The organism is Acidobacteriota bacterium (genome assembly GCA_009691245.1).
In the GTDB taxonomy this organism is placed as follows: domain Bacteria; phylum Acidobacteriota; class Terriglobia; order 2-12-FULL-54-10; family 2-12-FULL-54-10; genus SHUM01.
The window spans coordinates 1-24,924 of record SHUM01000053.1 but is presented as its reverse complement, the minus strand read 5'-3'; the positions used below and the strand labels follow the sequence as shown (position 1 = coordinate 24,924).

Genomic DNA, 24,924 nt, shown 5'->3' with positions numbered 1-24,924 from the left:
CAGTACAACACCCGCAGGCCGCACTCGGCGCTCGGCTATAGGCCCCCGGCGCCGGGGGCCTATAGCCCTGTCAAAAACCCAGTTTCTCGGCCTCAGGTTGTGATGTAAACTCTCTCACAAGGATTGGTACAAAATCTCGGGCGGGTCAGTACCTTTGAGTCTCCGCAGTTTAGCCAGGCCGCCGTTTATCTAGCCTTTGAAACTCAACCAAGAATGCTTGCATATGACTTCCGGGCAAAAAATATGAATTTCGATGATTTGTATATTGAACCGTTTGTGAATGTTAGATTGACAACCATTCCTGTTGCTGGCGCCGCAAGCGAAGGCGGAAAGATAATCGCTCCCACAGCCGCCTTTCTCCAATCACAGAAAGCGGAGCAGGTGCAATTCGGCATTCTTGTGAGTTACAACTTCGGCCTCAGAGAAGTAGGAAGCAAGCAGTTCCACTGGGGCTTGGGACCGACATTCCAATGGGGGGCACAGAGCGTAACGGACACCCAAAGAACAACTAGGGTGTGGAATATTCAAGATGATCTATATGATTCCTACCTTGGAGGACTACGACTTACTTTGTATTCGGCCGACAAGGAATCTACGAAAAAAGATTGGTCTCCTGCTGCCTATTTTGACTTTTCATTGGGGAAGTTTCAAAGTTTTGAAACCGCATCAGCAGTTACAGTTAAAAGCGATGCAGACAATTGTTTGAAGGATCCTTCTGTATGTCTTGGGAAACCTGAACCACTCCCTCCCAGGAAAGACTATAATCTTGAGAAACGCCTCCGCGGGTATGCCGAAGTGCGTTTGTTCTTGAAGAACGCCTATTTTGGGTTTGACCTAAATAATGGCCGTGGGCACGATGATCTTCGATTCATTGGCGGATTGACGGTTTCCCTGAATCAATTCATGCAGCGCAAACAATAGCAGTGAACAAAGATTCCTCATACGAGGAGGTAGCCACGGGACGTAGTTTGTGCCGTGAGATTTTTGTTTGATGTGGTGGCGCCCACGAAAACAACGATTTTCTGGAAATGCCGGAGAAAGGCCCACGGCACAAAATCCGTGCCGTGGCTACCAACCCCGAATCCAAAATCGCGCGGCTCGTGGCCCAGCTACTCCACCACCTACTCAACCAGCTACTCGACGACGGAGAAGCTCATTTTGCCACCGAGGTCGCCGACGCGGTCGAGCGTAACTTTCAGGCGGTCGCCGATGCGGTAGCGGCGGCGCGGACTCTGGCCGGAGCCGCCGGACTCTTTGACGCGGCGGCTTCCTTCTCGTACGGCGGCGCGGCTGGCATCGCGGCCCGAGATCCATTCGCGCGACTCTTCGGCGAAGATGAAGCTGCGGTCGGAGAGCCACTCGGCGGGGACTAACCCCTCCACGAAAATTTCTGCCAGCTCCACGAAGAATCCGTATTTCGTAACGCTGGTGATCAGCGCGTCGAACTCTTCACCCACTTTGTCGCGCATGAAGCGGGATTTTTTCCACTCCATCAACTCGCGCTCGGCCTCCTGCGCGCGGCGCTCCGACTCGGAGGTCTCCGTGCCGATGGATACCAGTTCGCCGCGCGAAATGGGCTGGAATCCCTCGCCGCCAAAGCCCGCGCCGCTTGCGCCGAGAGGCAGCGCGTTATCCGAGGCATCACTGCTGGCCTTCTTATATTTGTTGGTGTGCTGGCGGTGCGCCTTGCGCGGACGCTCGGCGCGGCCAGCCTGTCGTCCTGCTTTTAGGGCCAGCGGCACGGCGAGGTCGCTGGCGCGCTGGCCTTTAGGCTCCACCACGCTCGCGGGCTTGGCTTCGGACTGGTTTGGCAGCGCCAGAATGGCGCGCAGCACACGATGCACTATCAGGTCCGGGTAGCGGCGGATGGGCGAGGTGAAGTGCGTGTAGCTCGGCGCGGCCAGCGCGAAGTGTCCGACGTTTGGTTCCTGATAGTGCGCCTGCTTCAGCGAGCGCAGCATTAAGTAAGACAAGATACGCTCTTCGGGCTTGCCGGAAATTTTCTCGGCCAGCCGCTGATAGTGGCGCGGCGAAATTGCTTCCGCGCCGCTCGGCCACTCGACGATCATCTTCGATTTCCTGTTTGTCTCGCCGCGGCCACCGGCGTCTCTGCCACCCTTCGCACCCTTTGCGCCGCGCCCGGCAAATTTCTTACTTCCTTGTTTTTGATAATTCTTTTTCTGGCCGCCGCGGCCGGACTCGCCCGACGTTTTCGCCAGGGCGAACTGCTTCACGGCGAAGCCTTCAATTTCCAGCGAGTAGCCGAACGTGCCCGCGATCTGCTCGAAGGCGAGCACTTTGCCCGGCTCGGGCTTCTCGTGGACGCGGAACAGACTGGCCGTCTCGCAACGCTCGGCGTAGTGGGCAACGGCTTCGTTGGCGGCGAGCATGAACTCTTCGATCAGGCGATGCGCGATGTTGCGCTCGGCGCGGGTGATGGAGACCATCGCGCCGGTCTCGTCGAGTGAAATAACCGGCTCGGGCAGGTCGAAGTCAATGGAGCCGCGCTTCACGCGCCGGGCGTTGAGTATCAATGCGAGGTCGCGCATGCGTTTGAACTCTTCCACCAGCGGCGCGTAGCGCAAGCTCATCTTCGCATCGCCTTCGAGAACTTTGTTGACGTTGGTGTAGGTCATGCGCTCGGCGCTGCGGATGACGCCTTCGCACAGCTCCACGTCCACCGTCTCGCCGTCCCCGTCGATCTCCATCAGCGCGGAGAGGACCAGGCGATCCACTTGCGGCTTGAGCGAGCAGATGCCGTTCGAAAGCGCCTCGGGCAGCATGGGCACGGCGCGGTCAGGGAAGTAGACGCTGGTGCCGCGCAGGCGCGCCTCGCGGTCGAGCGGCGAGCCGAGGCGCACGTAATGCGAGACGTCGGCGATGTGTACCTGAAGCTGGAAGTTGCCGTTCGCGAGCGGAATCACGCAGACGGCATCGTCGAAATCCTTGGCCGTCTCGCCGTCGATGGTGACGATGGGCAGCGCGCGGAAATCACGCCTAATCTTGTTAAGGGGCGGGGCCTCTTCAGCCGGAACCATCTGCGGAATACTCTCGGCCTCGGCCAGCGCCTCCGGCGGAAACTGGTGCGGCAGATGGTGCTTGCGGATGATGATCTCCACATCCACGCCAAACTCGCCGTGGCGACCGAGTATCTCGATCACGCGCCCGGTGGCGCTCTGGGTGTTGGAAGGAAAGCGGGTGATCTCGACGTTGACCACCGCGCCGTCCAGTTTGCCGGGCGCGGCGGCGTCCGAGCTATCCGCGGGCGATTTGCCGGGCGGAATTTCCTGCCCCTTGGGGATGAGGATGCGGTGCGGCACGCGGTCATCGAAGGGTTGCACGTAATTGTGTGCCGAGTTACTGGAACCTCCGGAGTGGAAGATGCCGACCAGCATGGTCTGCGCGCGATTGAGCACGCGCTGGATATTTCCTTCGGCGCGGCCGTCGGGGCGCACGCGCACGTTCGAGACCAGCACGCGGTCGCCATGCAGCGCGTCGCCGATGGAGGCCGGGCCGATGAAGATGTCGCCATCCACACCGCGCAGCGGCTCATCAGGAATGACGAAGCCATAGCCATCGCGATGCTGCACCAGCCGCCCCATGGCGGGCTGGCGCGCCTGCGGTTGCGGCCTGCGAAACGGCGGCGGACCTTTGAAGCGGCGTCCCATGTTAGTAGCCTGTCACAGAGCTGCGCGCGTTAGCAAGCGAACATAAACGCGACAGCCTGCTGGATATCCTCTTCTTGAAGATCTGGGTAACCTTCAAGCACTTCGTCAGAAGTTGCGCCGTGGGCAATTTATCCGGCGATCACCGACACGGAGATGCGCATGCCGCGGATACATGCGCGGCCGCCAAGGATGTTGGGGTCAAACGTGATACGGTCAAACATATTCTGCTTTCCAACAATCTGTCAGCATACTCTTGCTTGGGTTACAATAGGCTCCCTGAGTTCCACCTCAGGCACCATGAATTTTGCTATTGTTGCCGTCTTCCAAGTAAGTTTAGGGATAGCACTCATTTATTTCGCGCGAGAACTTTCGGCGCTGCAAACCCTTATTGCGGAAAGATTTCGGATTGCTCGTGGAATGACAGTAGGTGTGACCGTATTCCGGTTGATGGGAGCTGCCATTATCCTGGTGGGTTTGCTCATTCACCCAATCGAAAATTAGGACGTCACCCAACGATGGTCCCGCGAGCCGGCCCTGTAACCTGCTTGCTTACGCGTGGCTCACTTTCACGCGGAGCACGCGTCACGCTACCCCATGGTCTGCACGTGGTCGATGGCGATTTTGTAGAGTACGCGGACTTCGGCGGCGCTGCGCAATTTGTATTCATCGAGGCCGAAATATTTTTTGGCCAGCTTGTCAATATGCGCCTTGCCGCCTTCTTCGGTGATCTCCACCACGCGGCCGCGCAGTTGCACATAGCGGTAGGGATTGTCCGGGTCGGAGATGGCCAGCGAGACGCGCCCGTCGCGGCGCATGTTCTTGTCCTTCACCCGCCCGCGCGCCGAGTTCACCAGGACGTGTGTGCCGTCATACTCCCACCACAGCGGCGTAACCTGCGGCGTGCCGTCCGGCATGATGGTGCCGAGGTGGGCGAAGGATTTTTTCTCGAGCAGGTCCTTGAATTTTTCGGGATATGAGCCGGCCATGTTTTAACTCCTTAACGCGATGATCTAAAATCGAGTGCGAATATATTTGCAATATAGCACGCCGGGCTGCGTTGTGCGCACCCGCCAGGAAGGACCACTCCGTGCCCATCGGAAAGATTCTGGAAGGCGTTGCACAGTTTCAGCGGCAGGTGTTTCCGCAACATAAGGAACTGTTCGAGACGCTGGCCACGCGCCAGCGGCCCGACGCGCTGTTCATCACCTGCTCGGATTCCCGCATTGATCCCTGCCTGCTCACGCAGACCAAGCCCGGCGCGCTGTTCATCTGCCGCGTGATTGGCAACATCGTGCCGCCGTACCCGGACGCCGTGGGCGGCGTTTCGGCCACGGTGGAGTTCGCCGCCGGGGTGCTGCGCGTGCCGGACATCATCGTCTGCGGCCACACCGATTGCGGAGTCATGCGCGGCGCGCTCAACCCCACAGGCCTCGAAGAGTATCCAACCGTGCAGGCCTGGCTGCGCTATGCTCAAGTGGAGCAACACGTTGCCGAGCCCAGCCCGGAGCTGATTCTGGCCGAGACGGAACGGAATGTAATCACTCAATTGAACAACCTGCGCTCGCATCCTGCCGTGGCGGCGCGATTGGCGCAAGGCGACCTCGCGCTACACGGCTGGGTCTATGACATCGGCCCCGGCTCCGTTACCGCCTATGACGCCGCGCAGCGCAAATTCCTGCCCCTCGGCGGCGCGCAGTAGAGCGGTTGGCGTAGAACATTTTTACTGCTGCGATAGCCTGATCCGAGCCCTAAAATGGCCGAAGGCATTTACATAAAATGCCGGACTGAAGCCGCGAAAAGCAGATACACCAGCAGCAGCAACGCCGCAGGGCCCAGCGCCGCCCATGTGCCTGAATGAAACAAAATTGCCACCTGCGGCAACTCGTCGTTCCTATTCACATGATTCGATGGCGGTGCTAAAGTGTTGCCATGCGCATTCGTTTGGCGACGCTGATTCTTCTGGCGAACATCTTTCTGGCAAGCGGCCTCGACGCCAAGTGGGTGGCCATCGGCCCCTATGGCGGCGACGCGCGCGCGCTGGCCGCTGATCCGCGCGACCCGGATCGCATGTACGCCGGCACGCGCACCGGTCAGGTTTATCTGACGGTGGATGCCGGGCGCACATGGACGCCGCTCGGTGGATTGCAGTTGCCGCCCTACTGGGTGGTCGATCAACTCCTGGTTGATCCCAACAATAATCAAGTGGTGTACGCGGGCGTGTGGAGTCTGCGCGATAAGGACGGCGGGGTGTGGAAGAGCGAGGATCGTGGTCGCACATGGAAGGCGCTCGAAGGAATGAAGGAGCAGTCGGTGCGGGCGCTGGCGCTGGCGCCGTCGGATTCGCGCACTCTGGTGGCCGGGACGCTCGAAGGCGTCTTCCGCAGCCGCGACGCGGGGGCCAACTGGGAGCGCATCTCGCCGCTGAATCATGATGAGATTCACAGTGTCGAGTCGGTGGCCATTGATCCGCGCGACGCTAATATCGTCTATGCCGGGACGTGGCATCTGGCCTGGAAGTCGAGCGACGGCGGCCAGCGCTGGGTGTCCATCAAGAAGGGCATGCTGGACGACTCGGATGTCTTCAGCATAACGATCGACCCCAAAAATCCTGATACGGTTTACGCCACAGCCTGCTCGGGAATCTACCGCAGCGACACGGCGGGCACGCTATGGAAGCGCATTCAGGGTATCCCCTCCACTTCGCGGCGCACCCACACGCTGGTGATCGAGCCGCGCAACACCAACATCGTTTATGCGGGAACAACGGAAGGGTTGTGGCGCACTGAAGACCGCGGCGAGACCTGGAAACGGCTGACGGCGCATACCTGGTCGATCAACGCCATTGTGCTGGACCCCACCCTGAACACCACTGATGACGGCAGCGCCGCCATTAGCGACGCCGGACGTTTCTTCATCGCCATGGACCACGGCGGGGTGATGGAGACGCTGGATGGCGGGGCGCGTTTTCGCGGGGCCAACTGGGGATTCGCGCAACGGCAGGTCTCGCGGCTGGTGACCGATCCGGCGGCTCCGGCGGACAAGCCGGTGCTCTACGCCTCGGTGCTGCATGATGGCGACTTCGGCGGCGTCTTCATGACCAACAATCGCGGGGCAAGCTGGCAGCAGTTGAGCGCGGGCCTGAAGGGGCATGACGTACTCAGCCTGCTCATCGTTACTAAACCCTCGTGGAAACTGCTGGCGGGCACGCCCGACGGCGTGTTTGAATATTCTCCCGACAAGCCCATCTGGCAGCAGCGCGGCAAGTGGCAGGTTCCAGCGCGAACGGGCGGGGCGTCCTCTTCCGCACAACCAAATTCGCAACCACCTATCACCGTGCGCGACCTCTATCAGCGCAGCCCGGAGGAGCCGATACTCGCCGCCACCTCGCATGGATTATTCGAGAGCGCCGATGGAGAAACCTGGCGTCCGCTGTTGCTGGATGGGGATACCAATGGCGGGAGCGGGGGTGGCAGCGAGGGCGGGAGCGGGCATTATGCGATCACTGCAACAGTGAATGGCAGCGCTGGCAACCAGCTTGTGGCAGCCTCCGCCTTGGGACTGAGCATCTCGCGCGACCGTGGGCGCAATTGGTCCGCGGTGCGCCTCAATGGCGGCCAGCCCGTACGCATTCACAATCTAGCGGCCAGCCCGAATGATCCGCAGCAATTGCTGGCGGCCACCGAGGCAGGGTTGTTGCGCTCCAACGATGGCGGCGCCACATGGAACAGCGATGGTCGGGGCCTGCCCGGCGGCGCGGTAGCAGACATCTCCTTCGATCCGGCTAATCCCCGGCAGGTGTTGCTGGCTGGCGCGGCGGGTGCATTCTATTCGCTCGATGGCGGCGAGTGGTATTCACGCCTGGGTCCGCCCGCCGCGACGGACTACGGCAGCTTCGATCTGAACTCCGTTCTGGTGCTGGCCAACTCCCAGGCGTTGGCAGTCTCAGTGAACAATGGGCTGTTCATTCAAGATGGCCGCGACGGTTTTCTCCCTCCTCAAACCTCCGCTTCAAAATAGATTAAAAACTGATAAATATATTGTTAACATATGTTTACCTGACTGCCCCGCAGCGCCTTTGGACATTTTTTACACTGATAATCAATAAATGCAATCTGGGCACTATTCCAATGTCAAAATCATAGGATGTTGGTTACTATTGTTTAAATGGCAATTATTTATTGAACAATAGGCAAATTATTTTTAACAATAATCAATTTTTAGGTTGACATGGCCATACCGTTCCCATTAATCTGCCAATGTCGATGATAGGGACAGACAGATTGCCGGTTATCAGTGAACGGCATCAATCAACAAAACTCAAGGAAGGTGAGAACAAATATCCAATGAAGAAGAAAACAACCATGCAGGAATTAGTAATGAAAGCTTCGAGAGGACTGAAGCTAACGGTCTTGGCGCTGGCCGCCGCTGTCGCGTTTGGACAGGCAGCCATGGCACAGTCGACGATCTTTAATATCCCCACTACTGACACGGTATCTCCGAAAAAGGGGTATTTTGAATTTGATTACCTGGTCCAGGCACCGACGGCCGATGGTGCGGATCGCGTCCAGATCATCCTGCCCCGCATCGTGGTCGGACTCGCGCCGAATCTGGAAGCGGGCTTCAATATCGCCAATTATCGCGTGGGCGGCGATCCCAGCACAACCTTCTCCTACTTTCAGCCGAACATCAAATACAAGTTCGTGGCGAACGACGACAAAGGGATTGCCGCTTCGGCGGGAGTCATTTGGTATACGCCGATCAACCATCGCGACGGCGCCGACAGTTACGGGTTGGTCTACGCGAACTTCAGCAAGAAGGTGAAGACCGGTGACTTTGGCCCGAGATTTACCTTCGGACCCTACGGCATTGTGGGAGCCGAAGACTATTACATTGGAACCAAAATGGGAGCGATTGTGGGCATCGAGCAGCCGATCAGCTCCAAAGTCAGCATCGTGGCGGACTGGATCAGCGGCGTGAGCGGATTTGGATACCTCACGCCCGGCATCTCCGCTGTGCTGCCGCATAACGGCCTGTTCAACATCGGCTATAGCCTGGGCAACGACAGCCTCTCCGATTCTGACATCAAGAATCGTTACCTGTTTCTGTATTACGGCATCACGTTTCCCTAGTCTGTGGTGGCCGAAAATCGGCCGAATGAAGTTATGAAAATCCTTCTCGTCGACGACCTGGGCCAGACAATTGCCACTCTCAATGACGTTGAGAAATTCGACGGCACGCGGTCTGAGCATGTTGCTGAACTGATGGATCTGATGGAGATCATCATCGCTGCCGCCAAGCCCGCAGAGGGTAAAGCGGCGAAGCGGGCCGGGTCGTCGACGAAAAGCAAATAGGAAAATACCCCAACGGTAAGAAAAAAATCCGAGTGAGTTAAGGAAGGAAGGAACCATGTCGAGAAAATTGGTTGCAGGATTGTTGCTGAGCTGGCTGTTGATCACCATCGCAGCCCCCTCGCTCATGCTGGCTCAGGAAGCGCGCCAGCCTGATCCGAGCGGCGCCGCCACGGGCACGGGAGCGGATGTGGCAGCGGCCACGCCGGGTGCGCACACCATTGAGGAAGTCGCCGCGCAGGTAGGCAAGAACAAGATCGGAGCCAACATGATGTGGGTTCTGATAACCGGCTTCCTGGTCATGTTCATGCAGGCAGGATTCGCCATGGTGGAGACCGGGTTTACGCGCGCCAAAAACGTGGCCCATACCATGTCCATGAACTTCATGATCTACCCGCTAGGCATGTTGGGATTCTATATCTGCGGGTTCGCCTTGATGTTTGGCGGCGTCGGCGCGCTGGGCACGCTGGGTGGCTACGACGGGCTCAACAATGAAATCAGCATCAGCTTATTCGGCAAGGATTTTGGTCTGTTTGGCGGCACCGGATTCTTCCTGGCGGGACATTATGACGTGGCCGTCTTCGCCTTGTTCCTGTTCCAGATGGTCTTCATGGACACCACCGCCACCATCCCCACCGGGTCCATGGCCGAGCGCTGGAAGTTCTCCGCGTTCATGATTTACGGTCTGGCGGTGGGCACCATCATCTATCCCATCTACGGCAACTGGGTCTGGGGTTACGGCTGGCTGGCCATGCTGGGCAAAAACTTCGGGCTGGGTCACGGGCACGTGGACTTCGCCGGATCCTCGGTCGTCCATCTGACCGGCGGCGTGCTGGCGCTGGTGGGCGCATGGATCATCGGCCCGCGCATCGGCAAGTACAATAAAGACGGCTCACCCAACGCCATTCTCGGACACAACATCCCCATGGCCATCATCGGTACGTTCATTCTGGCCTTCGGCTGGTTTGGATTTAATCCCGGCTCCACGCTGGCTGGCACCGACCTGCGCATTTCAGTGGTGGCTGTCAACACCATGCTGGCCTCCATGACCGGCGCGCTTACCGCGACGCTGTGGATGTGGCTGGTGCGCGGCAACAAACCGGATCCCTCCATGATGTGCAACGGACTGCTGGCTGGTCTGGTCGCCATCACCGCGCCATGCGCATTCGTCACTTCGCAGGCTGCCTGCCTGATCGGGGTCATCTCTGCCATCCTGGTGGTCGAGGCCGTGTTTTTCATCGACGCCAAAATGAAGATTGACGATCCGGTCGGCGCGATTGCGGTGCATGGCGTGAACGGCGCCTGGGGCTGTCTGGCGCTCGGGTTGTTCGCTGACGGCAGCTACGGCGATGGCTGGAACGGCGTGGCCGGTCCGGTAACGGGTCTCTTCTACGGCGATGCTTCGCAGTTCTACGCGCAGGTCATCGGCGTGGGCGCCAACATCGTCTATGTGTCCATCATCGGCTTCATCGTATTTAAGTTGACCGATCTGTTGGTGGGTATCCGCGTTTCTGCGGCTGACGAAGTGATGGGTCTGGACATCCCCGAAATGGGCGTCCCCGGCTACATCTCCGCGCAGCAACAGGAGAATTCCTAAGCGTTTCTTCAGCGGCGGCTTCCGCTCTGCCCCACACGGCGGAGCGGGAGTTGCCGTCTGGAGAGAACCGTTGGGGGCGTTCCGGGGCTGCGACCCTTCCTCACGGCCTTGGGACGCCTCCTTCACATCCAGGCACATCCAAGTATTTCTCAGCTCGTATTGGTCCGTAACGCATCTCCAAACAGAGCCGCGACCGAAAGGGAACGGTCGCGGCTCTGTTTGATATCAACTGCCACATAGTTTGTGAGCATCGCGCATTTTCTTCTTGACGCAATATCCCATCTTCCATATGATTGGCAACGGCTGATGCAGCGGATTGTAGCGTGTTGCAGCATTTCCATCACCCTGATGGAAATGCAATCACGCAGCAAGCCGCTGGATACGGCTGGACTCGTGTTCTCAATCTGTAAAACATTTCACTTGTTTCTCGGACTTAGGAAGGAGCCTCGATATGCTTCGATACCTCAATATAAAATCCAGTTTTTCAACTGTGCTGGCCTTGGCGGTTTGCATGCTGCTTGCGCCCGCCCTGCTGATGGCGCAGGATGATGCCCCAACAATTGACAGCGGCGATACGGCGTGGATGATCGTCTCCTGCGGATTGGTGCTGCTGATGACGCCGGGTTTGGCGCTGTTCTACGCCGGCATGACCCGCCGCAAAAACGTGCTGGGCACCATGATGCACAGCTTCGTGATGATGGGTGTAGTCAGCGTGCTGTGGGCGATTTATGGATACAGCATGGCATTTCATGAAGGGTCACTCTGGGGCGGGCTTGACTGGCTCTTCCTCAACGGCGTTGGCCAGACGCCCGACCCTTACGGCTACGCCGCCACCATTCCTCACATCGTCTTCATGGCCTTCCAGATGATGTTCGCCATCATCACGCCCGCGCTGTTCACCGGCGCGGTAGCCGAGCGCATGAAGTTCTCGGGGCTCCTGCTGTTCACCGTGCTGTGGGCCACGTTCGTCTACAATCCACTGGCGCACTGGGTTTGGGGCAAGGGCGGCATGTTGAATTTCTTCAATGCCGACGCTACTTTCGGAGCGCTCGATTTCGCGGGCGGCACCGTGGTGCATATTAGTTCCGGCGTCTCCGCGCTGGTGTTGGCGCTGGTGATGGGCAAGCGCATCGGCTTCGGCAAGGAAGCGTTGATCCCGCACAACCTGACCATGACCCTGGTGGGCGCGGGCCTGCTGTGGTTCGGCTGGTTCGGATTCAATGGCGGCAGCGCGGTGGCATCGAACGGACTGGCCGGCAACGCCATGGTGGTAACGCACTTCGCCGCTGCTTCCGCCATGCTGGCCTGGATGTTTGCCGAGTGGATGGCCAAGGGCAAACCCACCGCGCTCGGCGCAGTGTCTGGTGCCGTGGCCGGATTGGTGGTCATCACGCCGGCATCGGGATTTGTTGGTCCCATGGCAGCGATCATCATGGGAATCATCGGCGGACTGATCTGCTTCTGGGCCTGCGTTTATCTGAAGAGCAAGTGCGGCTATGACGACTCGCTCGATGTCTTCGGCGTGCACGGAGTCGGTGGAACCACGGGCGCATTGCTGACCGGAGTGTTCGCGTCCAAGGCGGTCAACCCCGCCGGCGCCGACGGCCTGCTGGGCGGCAATCCCGGCCAGCTCTTCAATCAGTTCATGGCCGTCATCATCACTTGGGTTCTCGCAGGTGTGATGACCTTTATTATCGCCAAGGTAGTGGACATGGCGGTGGGCCTGCGAGTTTCCCCTGAGGAAGAGCGCGAAGGTCTCGATCAATCGCAGCACGGCGAAGCCGGCTACATGCTGGACTAGCGCAGCTTCTAATGCGCTCCCGCAATCGTCGGTGAAATGCCGCAGTGAGAAGACCTTCTCGCTGCGGCGTTTTTATTGGCAGGGATTTCCCCAGGTTGCAGGAGCTCGCTAATTTTTGCAATTCGAGCCATAGAATTTGTGGGATTTTTATCAATAAGATAGGACGAATATTCAGAGTTTATTAAGTTTATCGTGAAAGTAGATAAACTTGATTAAACTTACTAGAACCTATGGACCCTAGAATCAATCCATTCGCGCCTGGCGCTGGATCACAGCCTCCTGAATTGGCAGGTCGTGATGATATTCTGTCCAGCGCGGGCATTGCGCTGGACAGAATTAAAAATCGCCGACCGTCCAAAAGCCTGATTCTTGTGGGACTCAGGGGTGTCGGTAAAACCGTGTTGCTGAATAAAATTTGGGGGAATGCCGATGCCGGCGGTTTCAAGGCCGTGTTAATTGAAGCGCATGAAGATAAGTCTCTCGCCGCGTTGCTAGTTCCCCCTTTGCGGCAGATATTGTTTTCGCTCGACGCCATGAAAGACATGAGCGACAAAGTAAAACGTGGTTTTCGGGTATTGGGCAGCTTCATTAGAAGCATCAAGGCCAAAATTGGAGAACTGGAACTCTCCCTTGATCCGGAGATCGGGTCCGCGGACAGCGGTGATTTGGAAGCGGATCTTCCCGAAGTTTCGTCGCGGTTGGCGAAGCAGCCGCTGACCGCAAAACAGCGATCGCCATATGCGTTGACGAGCTGCAATATTTGAAGGAAAGAGAACTCAGCGCATTAATCATGGCGGTGCATAAAATCAATCAGCGAAATCTCCCTTTGATTTTAGTTGGCGCTGGATTGCCACAAGTAATCGGTCTTTCCGGAAAATCGAAGTCTTACGCGGAAAGGCTCTTTGACTTCCCCGAGGTTGGGCCTCTGATCGACCCTGACGCTCATCGCGCTTTACAAAGCCCCGTCCGCAGTCATGCGGTGAATTTTACCGAAGAAGCTATAGCGGACGTGATAAGAGAAACCAAAGGCTACCCATATTTTCTGCAACAATGGGGGCATGAAGCCTGGAACATTGCAGAGAAGTCGCCGATCACGGTGGAAGACATTCAGCGGGCCAGCAAGCTGGCAATAACGAATCTGGACAAGAGCTTCTTCCGGGTCTGTTTTGATCGCCTGACCCCACGCGAAAGAGAATATCTGAGGGAGCTTGCCCTGCTCGGTCCTGGCAGCCAGCGTTCTGGGGACGTTGCGGCCGCGCTGGGCGTTAAGTCTCAGTCGATAGCTCCAGTACGTTCCAGCTTAATCAAGAAAGGCATGATTTATAGCCGGAATATGGCGATACTACTTTCACGGTCCCGCTATTTGACGAATCCATGTTAAGAACCATGCCCAAAGCAACTCCGGCTCCTTCCACCAATTCCAGCAAGCCCACACCGACAAAACAAACCTAGTACACTCTGCGCGCCATTTTATCTTGACAATACTGCGCGAAACATCTTATTAAGGCAGAGGAGGCTAGCGATGTAGGGTTCACGTCATTCCCCGCGCCATCTTCGCTTCGAGGCTGATGGAAGCAGTCCAGCGAGATGCATGGGACCATGCCGGGCCATGCGCCTGGACGGAGCTGGACGGAGATGATGCCTGCACTGGGATTCCGGTTCGTTGCCCAAGCGCGACGGACGGGAGGCCTCCCGTGGCTTACCAGCCACGGCTTTTTTTGCCCTGAAATCAGCCCGCGAATGCGCGCGAGTCGTCCCGCCCGCGTCAGCCAGCGGGCCAATGGAACAACCGCGCACGATGCGTGGCGCAAGGAGATGTCCCATGCACTACTTCTCGGAATTATTGGGCACCGCCGTTTACGATGCCGCCGGAAAACGCGTGGGCCGCGTGGCGGATGTGTCCGTGCGCATAGCGACGCATCCGCCGCGTGTCGCCTCCATTGCCATCCGCAGCGCCCGCGGCGGACGAGCCCAAGCGCAGCGCGCCGTCGTCTGGGCAGACGTTTCCTCGATCGAAGAAAACCGCATTCACCTGAGCGTTACCGAAGATCGCGTGGGAGCATCCATCCCGGACGATACCCTGCTCCAGCTTGGCTACGATTTAATGGATCAGCAGATCATCGACGTGAACGGACGCAAGGTGGTCCGCGTCAATGATCTACTGCTGGAAATCCGAACCCTCGGCGAGCAAAAGGAATTACTGCTGTTTGGCGTCGATATCGGAGTCGGTGGCGCCGTCAGGAGGCTGCTGCAAGGGACCGTGCCAGCCGGGTGGCTGCGCCAGCTCGAAGGCCGTGTGAAGCAGACCATCATTCCATGGAACTTCGTCAACCTGATCGAACCGGATCCCCGCCGTCAGGTGAAGTTGAACATCTCGCATCAGGCGTTGGGCGAGATGCATCCGGCCGATCTGGCCGACATCATGGAAGAGTTGACGCCGCAGGAACGCCAGTCCATCTTCGCCACACTCGACGATGAAACGGTCGCCGACGCGCTCGAAGAGATTCGCCCCGACCTGCGCCCGTCCATCATTGATTCCCTCGGCATGGAGCGCGCCGCCGACATCGTGGAAGAGATGGCTCCCGATGCCGCCGCCGACGTGCTCGGCGATCTGTCGGAGGAGACCACCGAAGAATTGTTGCAGGACATGGACCGTGAAGACGCTGCGGAAATCGGCGGGTTGATGGACTATGCCGACAACAGCGCAGGCTCCATGATGACCACAGAATATATGGCCGTCCCGCACTCCGCCGATGTGGAGGCCGCCATCCATCTGCTGCGCAAATCACCGGATCTGCCGACGCATTTCAATACCCTCTTCCTGGTGGATGAGTCGGGCTTCTACCGCGGCGCGGTTTCCATGGTTCAATTATTGGTAGCCGCGCCACAGGAGATTCTCGACGACCTGAAGATGGGCCCGTTGATCTCCGTGGATCAAAACGCCCCGGTGAAGGATGTCATCGATCTGGTGGACAAATACAACCTGCTCTCGCTGCCTGTGGTGGACGAGCAGGGCCATCTTGCCGGCGTAGTAACCGTGGACGATGTAGTCACCGCACTGCACCCGCGCTAGCGAACTGATGATTTACCCGAGTGATTCTGAACATGAATTTTCTGAAACGATGGAAGAATCACATTCTGATCTTCCTCGCCGTGCTCGGTCCCGGCTTTATTACGGCCAATGTGGACAACGATGCGGGAGGGATCTACACCTATTCCCTCGCCGGCGCGCGCTTTGGCTACTCGCTGCTGTGGACGCTGATCCCTATTACGTTTGTGTTGGTAGTAGTTCAGGAGATGTGCGTGCGCATGGGGGCGGTAACGGGCAAGGGTCTCGCCGACCTGATCCGCGAAGAGTTCGGCTTCCGCATCACCTTTTTTCTGATGCTGGCGCTGACCGCGGCGAACCTGACCAACGTGATGGCGGAGTTCGCCGGAGTGGCCTCCAGCCTGCAAATTCTCGGCATCTCGAAATACATCTCGGTGCCGCTGGCAGCGGCGGGCGTCTGGCTGCTGGTGGTCAAGGGATCGTATAAGACCGTCGAAAAAGTTTTCCTGTTCGCGTGCAGTTTCTATATCTGCTACCTCTTCGCCGGAGTGTTGGCCAAGCCCGACTGGCTGCAAGCGGCCGAATCCACCCTCATTCCAAAAGTACAGTGGGAGCCGGGTTACCTGCTGATGATCATGGGCATCACCGGCGCGACGGTGGCTCCGTGGATGCAGTTCTATCTGCAATCGGCGATTGTGGAGAAGGGCGTGGAAGCCAAGCAATACGCGCAGTCCAGAGTGGAGGTCATCGTAGGCTGTTTCGTCGCCCTAGTGGTGGCCCTGTTTATCACCATCTCCTGCGCGGCAACCTTGTTCATGGCGGGACAGCGCGACATCGTGGACGCGGCGGACGCCGCCATCGCGCTGCGTCCGCTGGCCGGCGAGAACGCATCGCTGCTGTTCGCGCTGGGCCTGTTCAATGGCTCGCTCTTCGCCGCCTCCATCCTGCCGCTGGCCACCGCCTACACCGTCTGCGAAGGCCTGGGGTTCGAGGCCGGCGTGAATAAGAAATTCCGCGAAGCACCGGTGTTCTACTGGCTCTATACGCTGCTCATCGTGGTCGGCGCGGGTCTGATTCTGCTGCCGGGCATGCCCCTGGTGAAAGTTGCCTACCTATCGCAGGTAGCGAATGGCGTGCTGCTGCCCGTAGTCCTCATTTTCATGCTCATCCTGAGCAACCGCAAAGACCTGCTCGGAAATATGACCAACTCGCGCGGCCACAATTTCATCGCGGGCTCCACCGTCGTCGGATTGGTGGTGCTGAGTATCGTCCTGCTCGCCATGCAACTTTTAGGGAAGACCTAATATCCTGTGGCCGAGCCAGAGATGACGGAGCAACCCAATTACTTCATTCCGAATCTATGCTACTATGCGGAATATGCGGTGGCGTATAACCAACTGGATGCTTGCCCCCATCTTCGCCATAACCGTGGCTTGTTCGCTGGCCAATATAGGCCAGGAAGCACCCAAGTCCGCGAAGAAGATGTCCGCGCCCTGCCCGCTTCACCCGCAGCAGCAGGAGGCGCCGGATTCCTCCAGTGAACGCCCCCGTTGTTTGAATTGCCTCACAGGTTCCGTACTCGGCGAGCAGAAGGTCGCAGTGAGCCACATTGTAGCGCTTACGACCATGCTGCCGGTACTCGCGGTTTCAGTTCCGAGCGTGCCGTTGTTGGCCGTTCACCCTGACCGATACGTTTCCTTCGCGGCAGAGAGTCCCGATTCCCGCGGTGCCCCGCCTCTGCGCGTCTAACTTCCCTCTGGCCCCCATCGTTATTACCTGATTCCAATCAATCTCCGCGGATATCTGTGTCTTCCTGCGTGGCGGAACGCGTGCTGTGAAGCCGCCGAGCAACGAGGAACATCGACCAATTGGCAACCTTTTCCAAGGGGTGAATCTCATGAACGTATTGTGTCGTTTATTGCTTTGTGCCGTCGCGACGGTGGCGCGGGCGCAGGGGCCCATGCCGGAAGAGGGCGCCACACTGTTTCCTCACGGGGCATTTATTTCTTACAGTTCCATAATCACCTCGAACCGGCGGGTCGCGGGAGAGATGCCGCTGCGGGACGGCGTCATTCATCCAACTTTCGAACACGAGATTCCGCTGACCGCGAGCTGGTCATTCCGCCGCGATTTCCAGCTCACCGCTGTACTGCCGTTTGTTCACCGCCAATTGCAGATGCCCGGCGGAGAACAATCGGCAACCGGCGTGGGCGACGCGAGCTTCAGCTTGAAGTATCGCTTCCTGCGGCTGGACTCGCCGCGCGGGACCACTCAAGCGTCATTCTCCGCCGGCCCGAAACTTCCCACCGGAAAGACCGACGCAAGTGGGCTGGCGGGAGCGCTGCTCGCGCCGGAGCTGCAACCCGGCACGGGTTCCACCGACTGGCACTTCAATCTAAGCGGCACCTACACGGGCCTATTCAATCTGCACCGGCTGGTGGCCGATCCCTCGATCACTTATCGTTTGCGGTCGGAAGGCGACCGCGGCTGGCGGCGCGGCGACGAGATGGAATCGCGGCTCTGGATTCACTATCGCCCGCTGCAAACCGCGCTGGTCGGCGGCGAGTGGTTCATCGGCCCGGACCTTCATTGGCGCCATGCCGCGCCCGACCGCCTCGCGGGCGTTTGTCAGACAGCCACGGGGAACGATATCTTCACGGCTGGCCTGACCACTTACATCAGCCCGCGCGGCGGCCTGGTCTTCTGGGCCAGCCTGGAATTCCCCGTCTGGCAGGACTGGAACGGCTCGGGCTACGAACAGCGGCGGCGCCTGAACTTCGGCTTTACCAAACAATTTGTAATTCGTTAAGTGACTTACTTTCAAGTCAACATCCAGTAGTTACAAAAGGAGTAAGAACCATGAATAGCAAACGTTTTCTGACAGGCCTGATTCTGGCGGTGACGATGGCGGGGGCGGGGGCCAGTCCGCTGGTCGCGGCCATTGATCGTGTCGATATGCGCGTCGAGGGCATGACCTGAAACTTCTGAGCCTACGGGGTGCAGCAGCACCTCCAACGCCTGGATGGCGTTGCCAAAGCGGAAGTCAGTCTGCGGGATGGTCATGTGACTGTTACTCCGAAGAGTGACTCCGCACTCGACCCGTATCTTATTCTGAAGGCCACTTATGACAGCGGAGTGAGTGTGGCTGAGATGGAGATCACGGCCACCGGGACCATCGAGCAGGTGAGCGGAGCGTTGCAACTACGGCTGAACGCGAAGCAGTCCTTCGAGATCGTTCCCAACTCACCTGCAGAGAAACTCTCTGCGGACAAACCCGGCGCGACCGCGGCACGCGTTACCGTGCGAGGCTTCCTCTACCGCAAGCCGGCAGGGGGAGGAAAGGCCAAGATGCCGACGGGCAATCTGAAGCTGGAAATCACGGAGGTAAAGAATGCCCCTTAGAATTTCCGGACGCGCGGCCGCCATCCTGGGAATGCTCGCGGTGGCGGCCGCCATCATCATCGGGCTGGGATTGGAGTCCACGCGAACGGATCACCACAGCATGGAATTCCACATAGGCGAGGGTTCGGTTATGCCCACCGAAGGCCAGCCGCTGCCCGCGTTCGAATTTACGGATGTGGATGGCCGGCCGATATCGTCCGCTACGCTGCTCGGCAAAGTGCTGGTGGTGGATGTCTGGGCATCGTGGTGCGAACCCTGCAAAACGGAGATGCCCGCTTTCGAGCAGCTCCATCAGCAATATCGCGAGAAGGGATTGGCGATCATCGGAATCTCGATCGACATCACGGCGGAAGACGCCGCGCGATTCGCCCGCGAGATTGGGGTTACGTATCCGATCGTCCATCATCCAGAGATCATGACCGATTGGGGGCTGCTCGGCCTGCCCACGACGTTGATCGTCGACCGCGCGGGAATTGTGCGCGGCAAAATCGTCGGCTTCGAATACAAGGACGCTTTCGAGAAATCTCTACGCGAGTTGCTGTAAGCGGCAGCCCTTCCGCTCTTTCCATAACCCGCGGTTCCGTGTATATTGCAGGACATTGAGTTCTTGGCTTGGAGGTCGTATGCAGAGTGCATTGAATCAGGTGATGACGCGCGTTGCCGTTGCGATTTTTCTTGGACTGCCGTCATTGCTAACACAAGCAATCGCCGCGACTCTGCCGCCGGTAACCATCAACGACAATCGTACTCCCGCTGGCATGCTGCGCAATGGAGTGCTGGAACTGCGCCTGGAGATTAGCGAAGGCATCTGGCATCCACTGGAGGAAGACGGCGACGCCATCCCCATCTTCGCTTTCGCGGAAGTCGGCAAGCAAATGCAGGCGCCGGCCCCGCTGATTCGCGTGCCGGAGGGAACGCGCATCGAAGTTACACTTCGCAACGCGACGCCCGTGCCCGCTGTTCTTCACGGTCTGCACCAGCGCCCCGGCAAGGCCAGCGAAGTCATCACCGTCCAGCCCGGAGAGACACGAGAAATTCGTTTTCTGGCTGGCCATCCCGGCACTTATTCCTATTGGGTGGCAGCGCCCGTCGAGGGGGCTCCTATCCGCCGCCTCAAGGATTCCCAGTTGGCAGGAGCGTTCGTTGTGGACGCGCCGGGCGCAACTCCACAGGATCGCATCTTCCTGCTCACGCGCTGGAACGGCCCGCAACGCACCATGATCAACGGCAAGTCATGGCCCTTCACGGAGCGATTCACATTTGAAAAAGGTGAGACGGTCCGCTGGAAGTGGATCAATGCCTCCGACGTAAACCATCCGATGCATCTGCATGGCTCCTACTTCAACGTGGAAGGCGTCGGCAATGGCGAGACCTTCACGCGCTACGATGACTCGACACGCCTGAAAGTGGCCACGCATCTGGTCGATCTGGACGAAACCTACGAGATGACCTGGGTTCCGGAGACCCCCGGCCGCTGGACCTATCACTGCCACAAATTGGTGCATATGCGCCTGCCCGTGCCCATGGAGCTGGGCGACATCGGCGGCACGCCGGTCGCCATGGACGAACACTCGAAAGCACATGATGTTAACTACGCGGGAATGGGTGGAATGATTCTCGGCATCACGGTAGTCGATAGCGGCAAGGCATCTCCGGCAACAACGTGGCGCGCGGAGCGCAAGTTGAACCTGCGCGTCGGCGAGCGCACGGCGAATCCCAGCCTCTATGAACTAACACTGTCCGAGCCGGGCATCGAGGCGAGCATTCCTGCAAGGCCCACCGTGCCAGCGGGTGTAACGCCTCTGGTCGGCCCGCCGATTATTCTTCAGCAAAATCAGCCGGTGGAGATTACCGTCGAGAACCAGAGTCATCATGCAACGGCGATTCATTGGCACGGCATAGAACTCGAAAGCTATTACGACGGCGTGCCCATGTGGGGCGGCAAGGATCAGGAGCGCTCGCCCGCCATCGAGCCGGGCGAGAGTTTCGTGGCACGCATGGCGCCGCCCACCGCGGGAACGTTTATTTATCACACTCATTACCATGACGAGAATCAGCTTACCAACGGCATACTGGGGCCGATCATCGTTCTTCCAGCGGGCACCCAGAATGACCCGGAGACGGACAAGACGTTCCTGTTTGCACTCGGCCCGGCGAATCCGTTTGGCCCGGTGGTCCTGCTGAATGGCTTGCCGCAGCCCACGGCGATGCAGCTCTCCGCCGGACAGAAATATCGGATGCGCTTCATCAATATCTCCGCGGCGTTCGGATCGCTGCGCGTCTCACTGCGCCCCCCAGGTGAACAACCAGTCGAACAACAAGGTAAACCCGTAGCCTGGCGTGTCATCAAAAAAGACGGCGCGGACCTGCCCTCCGCCTACGACAAGCTCCAGCCGGCCAACCTGCAAGTCTCGGTCGGCGAGACCTTCGACGTGGAGTTTGAATCCAGTTCGCCGCAGGAACTGCTGCTGGAAGGCGCCAATCCCGATGGCCGTCGCGCCAGCCAATTGCTGAATTTTCGCCCGAAGGTTACGCCCTGATGAATTCGGATCCTTCCCTTTCGGTAGTGGGCCATTTGAAAAGTTGTCCTCCTGAAGAGCGTAGCGATGAAGGATCTGCTGTTCCTACGAAGACCGCAAAGCATATCTTTCGCTGCGCTCAGGATGACAATCTTAATTTGCCGGCTTAATTTGCGGTCGGGAAATTCCAACTGACCCGCGACCTCCCCGTCCTCTCTCTAGCCTACGGCACGCCACGTGCGGTAAACTAAAGGGAGTCCTCGAAGGGAGCAGTTCAATCACTAAAATGAGATTACTCCGAGTCCTATTAGCCCTCGTGTGGCTGCACGCATACGCGCTGGCAGGCCGCTCTGCGGAAATACATGGCCAGGTGCTCGACGCGCAGGGCAAAGCCGTGGCGGGAGCCGCCGTTACGGTGCAAAAAGATGGCCCACCAGATGTCCTAACCAATGGTCTTACAACGGCCATTTCGATGCAGAGCGCAGAAGACGGCACATTCAACGTGCCTGCCCTTGCGGCGGGCAGTTATCTGATTCGGGTGCAGAAGACCGGGTTCGCGGAACAACGTCAGGGCCCCTTGGAAGTAAATGCCGGTGGCCCGGACGTGGAAGTAAAAATCCGCCTGGCGGCCAGCGCGGAGGCCGAGACCGTGCGCGGCGCGGAGGAGCGCAATCCCAACGACTTCATTCTTCTGCTCGACAACAACGCCATCCTCAACGAGATGATTCGCACCGGGGTGAATGGGCGATTCGTAACGGAATTTCGCGCCGACCGCAATTTATATGGCGAGCAGTTCGGCTATCCGCTGCATACCTTCGATTGGGCGGCGGCGGGCCGTCCGTTGAGCGCGTTTCACGGCTCATTGTTTGAGTTTCATCAAAATCATTCGCTGAACGCCCGGCCCTACTTTCAGTTCGGACCGCTGCTGGCGTCGCGCCGCAATCAGTATGGATTCTCCGTTTCCGGGCCGCTGATACGAGAGAAGGCATCCTTCTCATTTGCCTGGGGACAGGTGAAGGACACCGGCTTCGTGAACGGCAACATACAGGTTCCGCTGGCCAATGAGCGCGCGCCACGCACCAGCGACCCGGAACTGCGCGGCCTGATCTCCGCCTTGCTACAGGCGTATCCGGACTCCGCGCCGAACCTGCCGCACATCAGCCCACGCCATTTGAACACCAACGCGTTTCGCAAGATCGACAGCACCGCGTTCTCCATCCACCTCGATGGTACGGTTCACTCCGGCGACCGCTGGGTTTTTGATCAGCAGTATCAGGACACCAAGGAAAACCCGTTCGAACTGGTCATCGGCCAAAACCCCGCCACCAGCACCAAGCCGCATAGTTTGCGCTTCAGCTATACGCGGAATTTTTCACCGTCCACCGTCGGGCAGATTTCGGCCAACTATGACCGGCTCACGGCGCTGCTGCTGCCCACCGAGCGCTATCAGGATTTGCTCAGGAGCCTGGGGCTAACTGAAGTTCCTGATTTCGATCTGGGCGATGAGATCAGCAACATCGGCCTGCCGGGACAGGGCATCCCGCGCCGCCGTTATGAGAACCACTATTTTCTTTCGCCGCAGGTGACCAACACGCACGGCCGGCACACGGTCTCGGCCGGCTTCATCATCAAGCATCTGTGGGACAGCGACCAGCGCTCCAGCAACGGGCGCGGAACTTATACCTTCAACAGCGAATTTTTGATCTGCGACGCGAACACGCAGATCGTCATTGCCGACAGTTGCCCCGGCCCCATGCGCACCGCGACCGCTGTCGAGAATTTCCTGCTCGGACGTCCCAGCCGCTTGGCGTTATCGGTGGGCAATCAATATCGCGGTTATCGCAACTGGGAGCACAGCGCGTGGTATTACGACCGCTTCCGGCTGCGCCCGAACCTGACGCTGAATTGGGGCCTGCGCTACGAAGCCATCACCGCGCCCTACGATGTCTCGCATCGCTTTGAATTTCAGCACGACACCGACGCCAATAATTTTGGCCCACAGTTCGGCTTCGCCTGGAATAGCGGCGTGGCAGACATGGTGGTGCGCGGCGGCTACGGCGTTCACTTTGGCGGACTGACACTGGCCACATGGAACCGGCAGGCGGGCAATCCTCCGCTGGTGAACTCTTTCTCCGCCGGCGCGCCGGACCTGCGGGAGATTCCCGAGATATCTTTCTTGCAGCCGCAACCGGGAAGAATCTCCGGCACGGGATCGCTCGACGCCGCAGCCGCCGTGCCCTACTCTCATATCTATAATCTTGCGATCGAGCGCGAATTGCCAGGAGCGATGCTGGTGCGAGTTGGCTATCAGGGCAGCCGAACGATCAAACTCTTCACCGGCCTCAGTTTGAATCGCGCCGTGCCCGACCTGCGTCCCGAATGCAACATCCCCATCGCCAATCGCACTTGCAACACCACCAGTGATGCGGAATCGCGCCGTCCCAACAAGCAGGTGCGGAGAATCTATAATATTGTAAACGGCTCGCAAGGCTACTACGACGCGCTGCTGCTTGCATGGAGCAAGCGCCGCAGCCGCGGACTGGCCTTCGAGGCGCGCTACAATTTCGCCAAGGTGATCGACACGGCCATCGCCGATTTCGCCGACACCGGAAACGGCGGCGACGTAAGCCAGACGGAGATAGTAATCCCCGATCTGAAGGCAGTGAGTTCCTTTGATACGCCACACTCGCTTACGCTGACGTACTCTTACGAGATTCCCGCGCTGGAAAATTCCCTGGCGGCAGTTCCGTCGTGGGTGAGCCGCGCGTTCTCGAAGTGGACGGTGTCCGGCACAACCACATTTCGTTCCGGCACGCCGTTTTCGGTATACACCGGCGCGGATGGTCCGGGCCGCGGCAACATTGATACCGAGGGCAGCGATCGCCCCAACCTGCTGGACCCGACCATACTCGGCGCGAGCTTTGACAATCCCGACACCTCGCAAAAATTAATGGGTGCTGTCGGCTGCAAGGAAGTTTCGCCGGCCAACACGGTCCCTTACTTTCAATGTCCGGCGTTTGACACCAACATCGCCGTGGGCGGCAGCGGGAATATCGGCTTCCGGACATTTCGCAAGGACGGCAGCAACAACTGGAACCTCGCGCTGGGCCGCAACTTCATCCTGACGCGAGCCGAGCAGCAACTCCAGTTTCGCGCCGAGTTCTATAATCTTGTCAACCACGCGCAGTTCAGCGCCCCGGGAACCACAGTAACCTCTCCCACCTTCGGACAAATCACGAACACGGTGAACAAGGGCCGCGTAACGCAGGTTTCATTACGATTGGTGTTCTAGGGCACTTGGTGCTCCAGGGCGGTTGGTGTTCCAGGATTAATGAAGGAAAGACCGGCGTGATGGGCGCATCGGTTGACAAAGCGAACAGGTGGCCTCTACACTAATCAGACAGTGCAGACGGATCGCCTGGTGCCGTGCGTTCGGCGACCGGATTCGCCCACCCAAACGTCGGGGCGTGGCTCAGCCTGGTAGAGCACCTGGTTCGGGACCAGGGGGTCGGAGGTTCAAATCCTCTCGCCCCGACCATT

The 24,924-nt window shown here is 58.7% G+C and carries 16 protein-coding genes, 1 tRNA gene and 2 pseudogenes; 16 read left to right on the top strand and 3 right to left on the bottom strand.

The window, feature by feature from the left end:
• The first annotated feature begins 243 nt into the window (after nt 1–243).
• The gene (locus EXQ56_12135) at nt 244–921 is read left to right on the top strand and encodes a hypothetical protein (GenBank protein MSO21181.1); all 678 of its coding nucleotides are present in this window, start codon (nt 244–246) and stop codon (nt 919–921) included.
• Nucleotides 922–1,133: 212 nt separating this feature from the next.
• Here the strand turns inward: EXQ56_12135 and EXQ56_12130 are convergent, their stop codons facing one another.
• From EXQ56_12130 to EXQ56_12120, 3 genes and pseudogenes are all read right to left on the bottom strand, one after another.
• Nucleotides 1,134–3,668, bottom strand: coding sequence for an RNB domain-containing ribonuclease (locus EXQ56_12130; GenBank protein ID MSO21180.1), 2,535 nt, complete (start codon nt 3,666–3,668; stop codon nt 1,134–1,136).
• A 29-nt stretch (nt 3,669–3,697) separates the two neighbouring features.
• Nucleotides 3,698–3,889: pseudogene (locus EXQ56_12125) on the bottom strand (DUF433 domain-containing protein).
• Nucleotides 3,890–4,255: 366 nt separating this feature from the next.
• Nucleotides 4,256–4,654 (bottom strand): PPOX class F420-dependent oxidoreductase, encoded by a 399-nt coding sequence (locus EXQ56_12120; protein MSO21179.1) that lies wholly within the window; start codon nt 4,652–4,654, stop codon nt 4,256–4,258.
• A gap of 107 nt (nt 4,655–4,761) precedes the next feature.
• On the opposite strand from EXQ56_12120, the gene EXQ56_12115 reads away from it, so the two are divergent.
• The 15 genes and pseudogenes from EXQ56_12115 to EXQ56_12045 all read left to right on the top strand — a co-directional run bounded on the left by EXQ56_12115 (nt 4,762) and on the right by EXQ56_12045 (nt 24,922).
• On the top strand, nt 4,762–5,367 hold the full coding sequence (locus tag EXQ56_12115; protein MSO21178.1) for a carbonic anhydrase: 606 nt from the start codon (nt 4,762–4,764) through the stop codon (nt 5,365–5,367).
• A 230-nt stretch (nt 5,368–5,597) separates the two neighbouring features.
• Nucleotides 5,598–7,685, top strand: coding sequence for a hypothetical protein (locus EXQ56_12110; protein MSO21177.1), 2,088 nt, complete (start codon nt 5,598–5,600; stop codon nt 7,683–7,685).
• 326 nt (nt 7,686–8,011) lie between these two features.
• A complete protein-coding gene (locus tag EXQ56_12105; GenBank protein ID MSO21176.1) occupies nt 8,012–8,797 on the top strand; it encodes a hypothetical protein in 786 nt (261 codons plus the stop codon).
• Between the two features lie 33 nt (nt 8,798–8,830).
• A complete protein-coding gene (locus EXQ56_12100; GenBank protein ID MSO21175.1) occupies nt 8,831–9,019 on the top strand; it encodes a hypothetical protein in 189 nt (62 codons plus the stop codon).
• 55 nt (nt 9,020–9,074) lie between these two features.
• Nucleotides 9,075–10,613: an ammonium transporter gene (locus EXQ56_12095; protein ID MSO21174.1), complete on the top strand. Its 1,539-nt coding sequence runs from the start codon at nt 9,075–9,077 to the stop codon at nt 10,611–10,613.
• 511 nt (nt 10,614–11,124) lie between these two features.
• Entirely contained in the window at nt 11,125–12,414 is a 1,290-nt protein-coding gene (locus EXQ56_12090; GenBank protein ID MSO21173.1) for an ammonium transporter, read from the top strand.
• A 230-nt stretch (nt 12,415–12,644) separates the two neighbouring features.
• Nucleotides 12,645–13,866: pseudogene (locus EXQ56_12085) on the top strand (ATP-binding protein).
• A gap of 328 nt (nt 13,867–14,194) precedes the next feature.
• Entirely contained in the window at nt 14,195–15,487 is a 1,293-nt protein-coding gene (locus tag EXQ56_12080; protein ID MSO21172.1) for a CBS domain-containing protein, read from the top strand.
• A 32-nt stretch (nt 15,488–15,519) separates the two neighbouring features.
• Nucleotides 15,520–16,767 (top strand): divalent metal cation transporter, encoded by a 1,248-nt coding sequence (locus EXQ56_12075; GenBank protein ID MSO21171.1) that lies wholly within the window; start codon nt 15,520–15,522, stop codon nt 16,765–16,767.
• Nucleotides 16,768–17,360: 593 nt separating this feature from the next.
• The gene (locus tag EXQ56_12070) at nt 17,361–18,272 is read left to right on the top strand and encodes a hypothetical protein (GenBank protein MSO21170.1); all 912 of its coding nucleotides are present in this window, start codon (nt 17,361–17,363) and stop codon (nt 18,270–18,272) included.
• Nucleotides 18,273–18,526: 254 nt separating this feature from the next.
• A complete protein-coding gene (locus EXQ56_12065; protein MSO21169.1) occupies nt 18,527–18,865 on the top strand; it encodes a hypothetical protein in 339 nt (112 codons plus the stop codon).
• Entirely contained in the window at nt 18,855–19,409 is a 555-nt protein-coding gene (locus EXQ56_12060; GenBank protein MSO21168.1) for a TlpA family protein disulfide reductase, read from the top strand. The genes EXQ56_12065 and EXQ56_12060 overlap by 11 nt, the downstream gene beginning before the upstream one ends.
• A gap of 79 nt (nt 19,410–19,488) precedes the next feature.
• A complete protein-coding gene (locus EXQ56_12055; protein MSO21167.1) occupies nt 19,489–21,405 on the top strand; it encodes a hypothetical protein in 1,917 nt (638 codons plus the stop codon).
• A 265-nt stretch (nt 21,406–21,670) separates the two neighbouring features.
• Nucleotides 21,671–24,676 carry a TonB-dependent receptor gene (locus tag EXQ56_12050; GenBank protein ID MSO21166.1) on the top strand — a complete coding sequence of 1,002 codons (3,006 nt, stop codon included), beginning with the start codon at nt 21,671–21,673 and terminating at the stop codon, nt 24,674–24,676.
• 169 nt (nt 24,677–24,845) lie between these two features.
• Nucleotides 24,846–24,922, top strand: a tRNA-Pro gene (locus EXQ56_12045).
• The last annotated feature ends 2 nt before the right edge of the window (nt 24,923–24,924 follow it).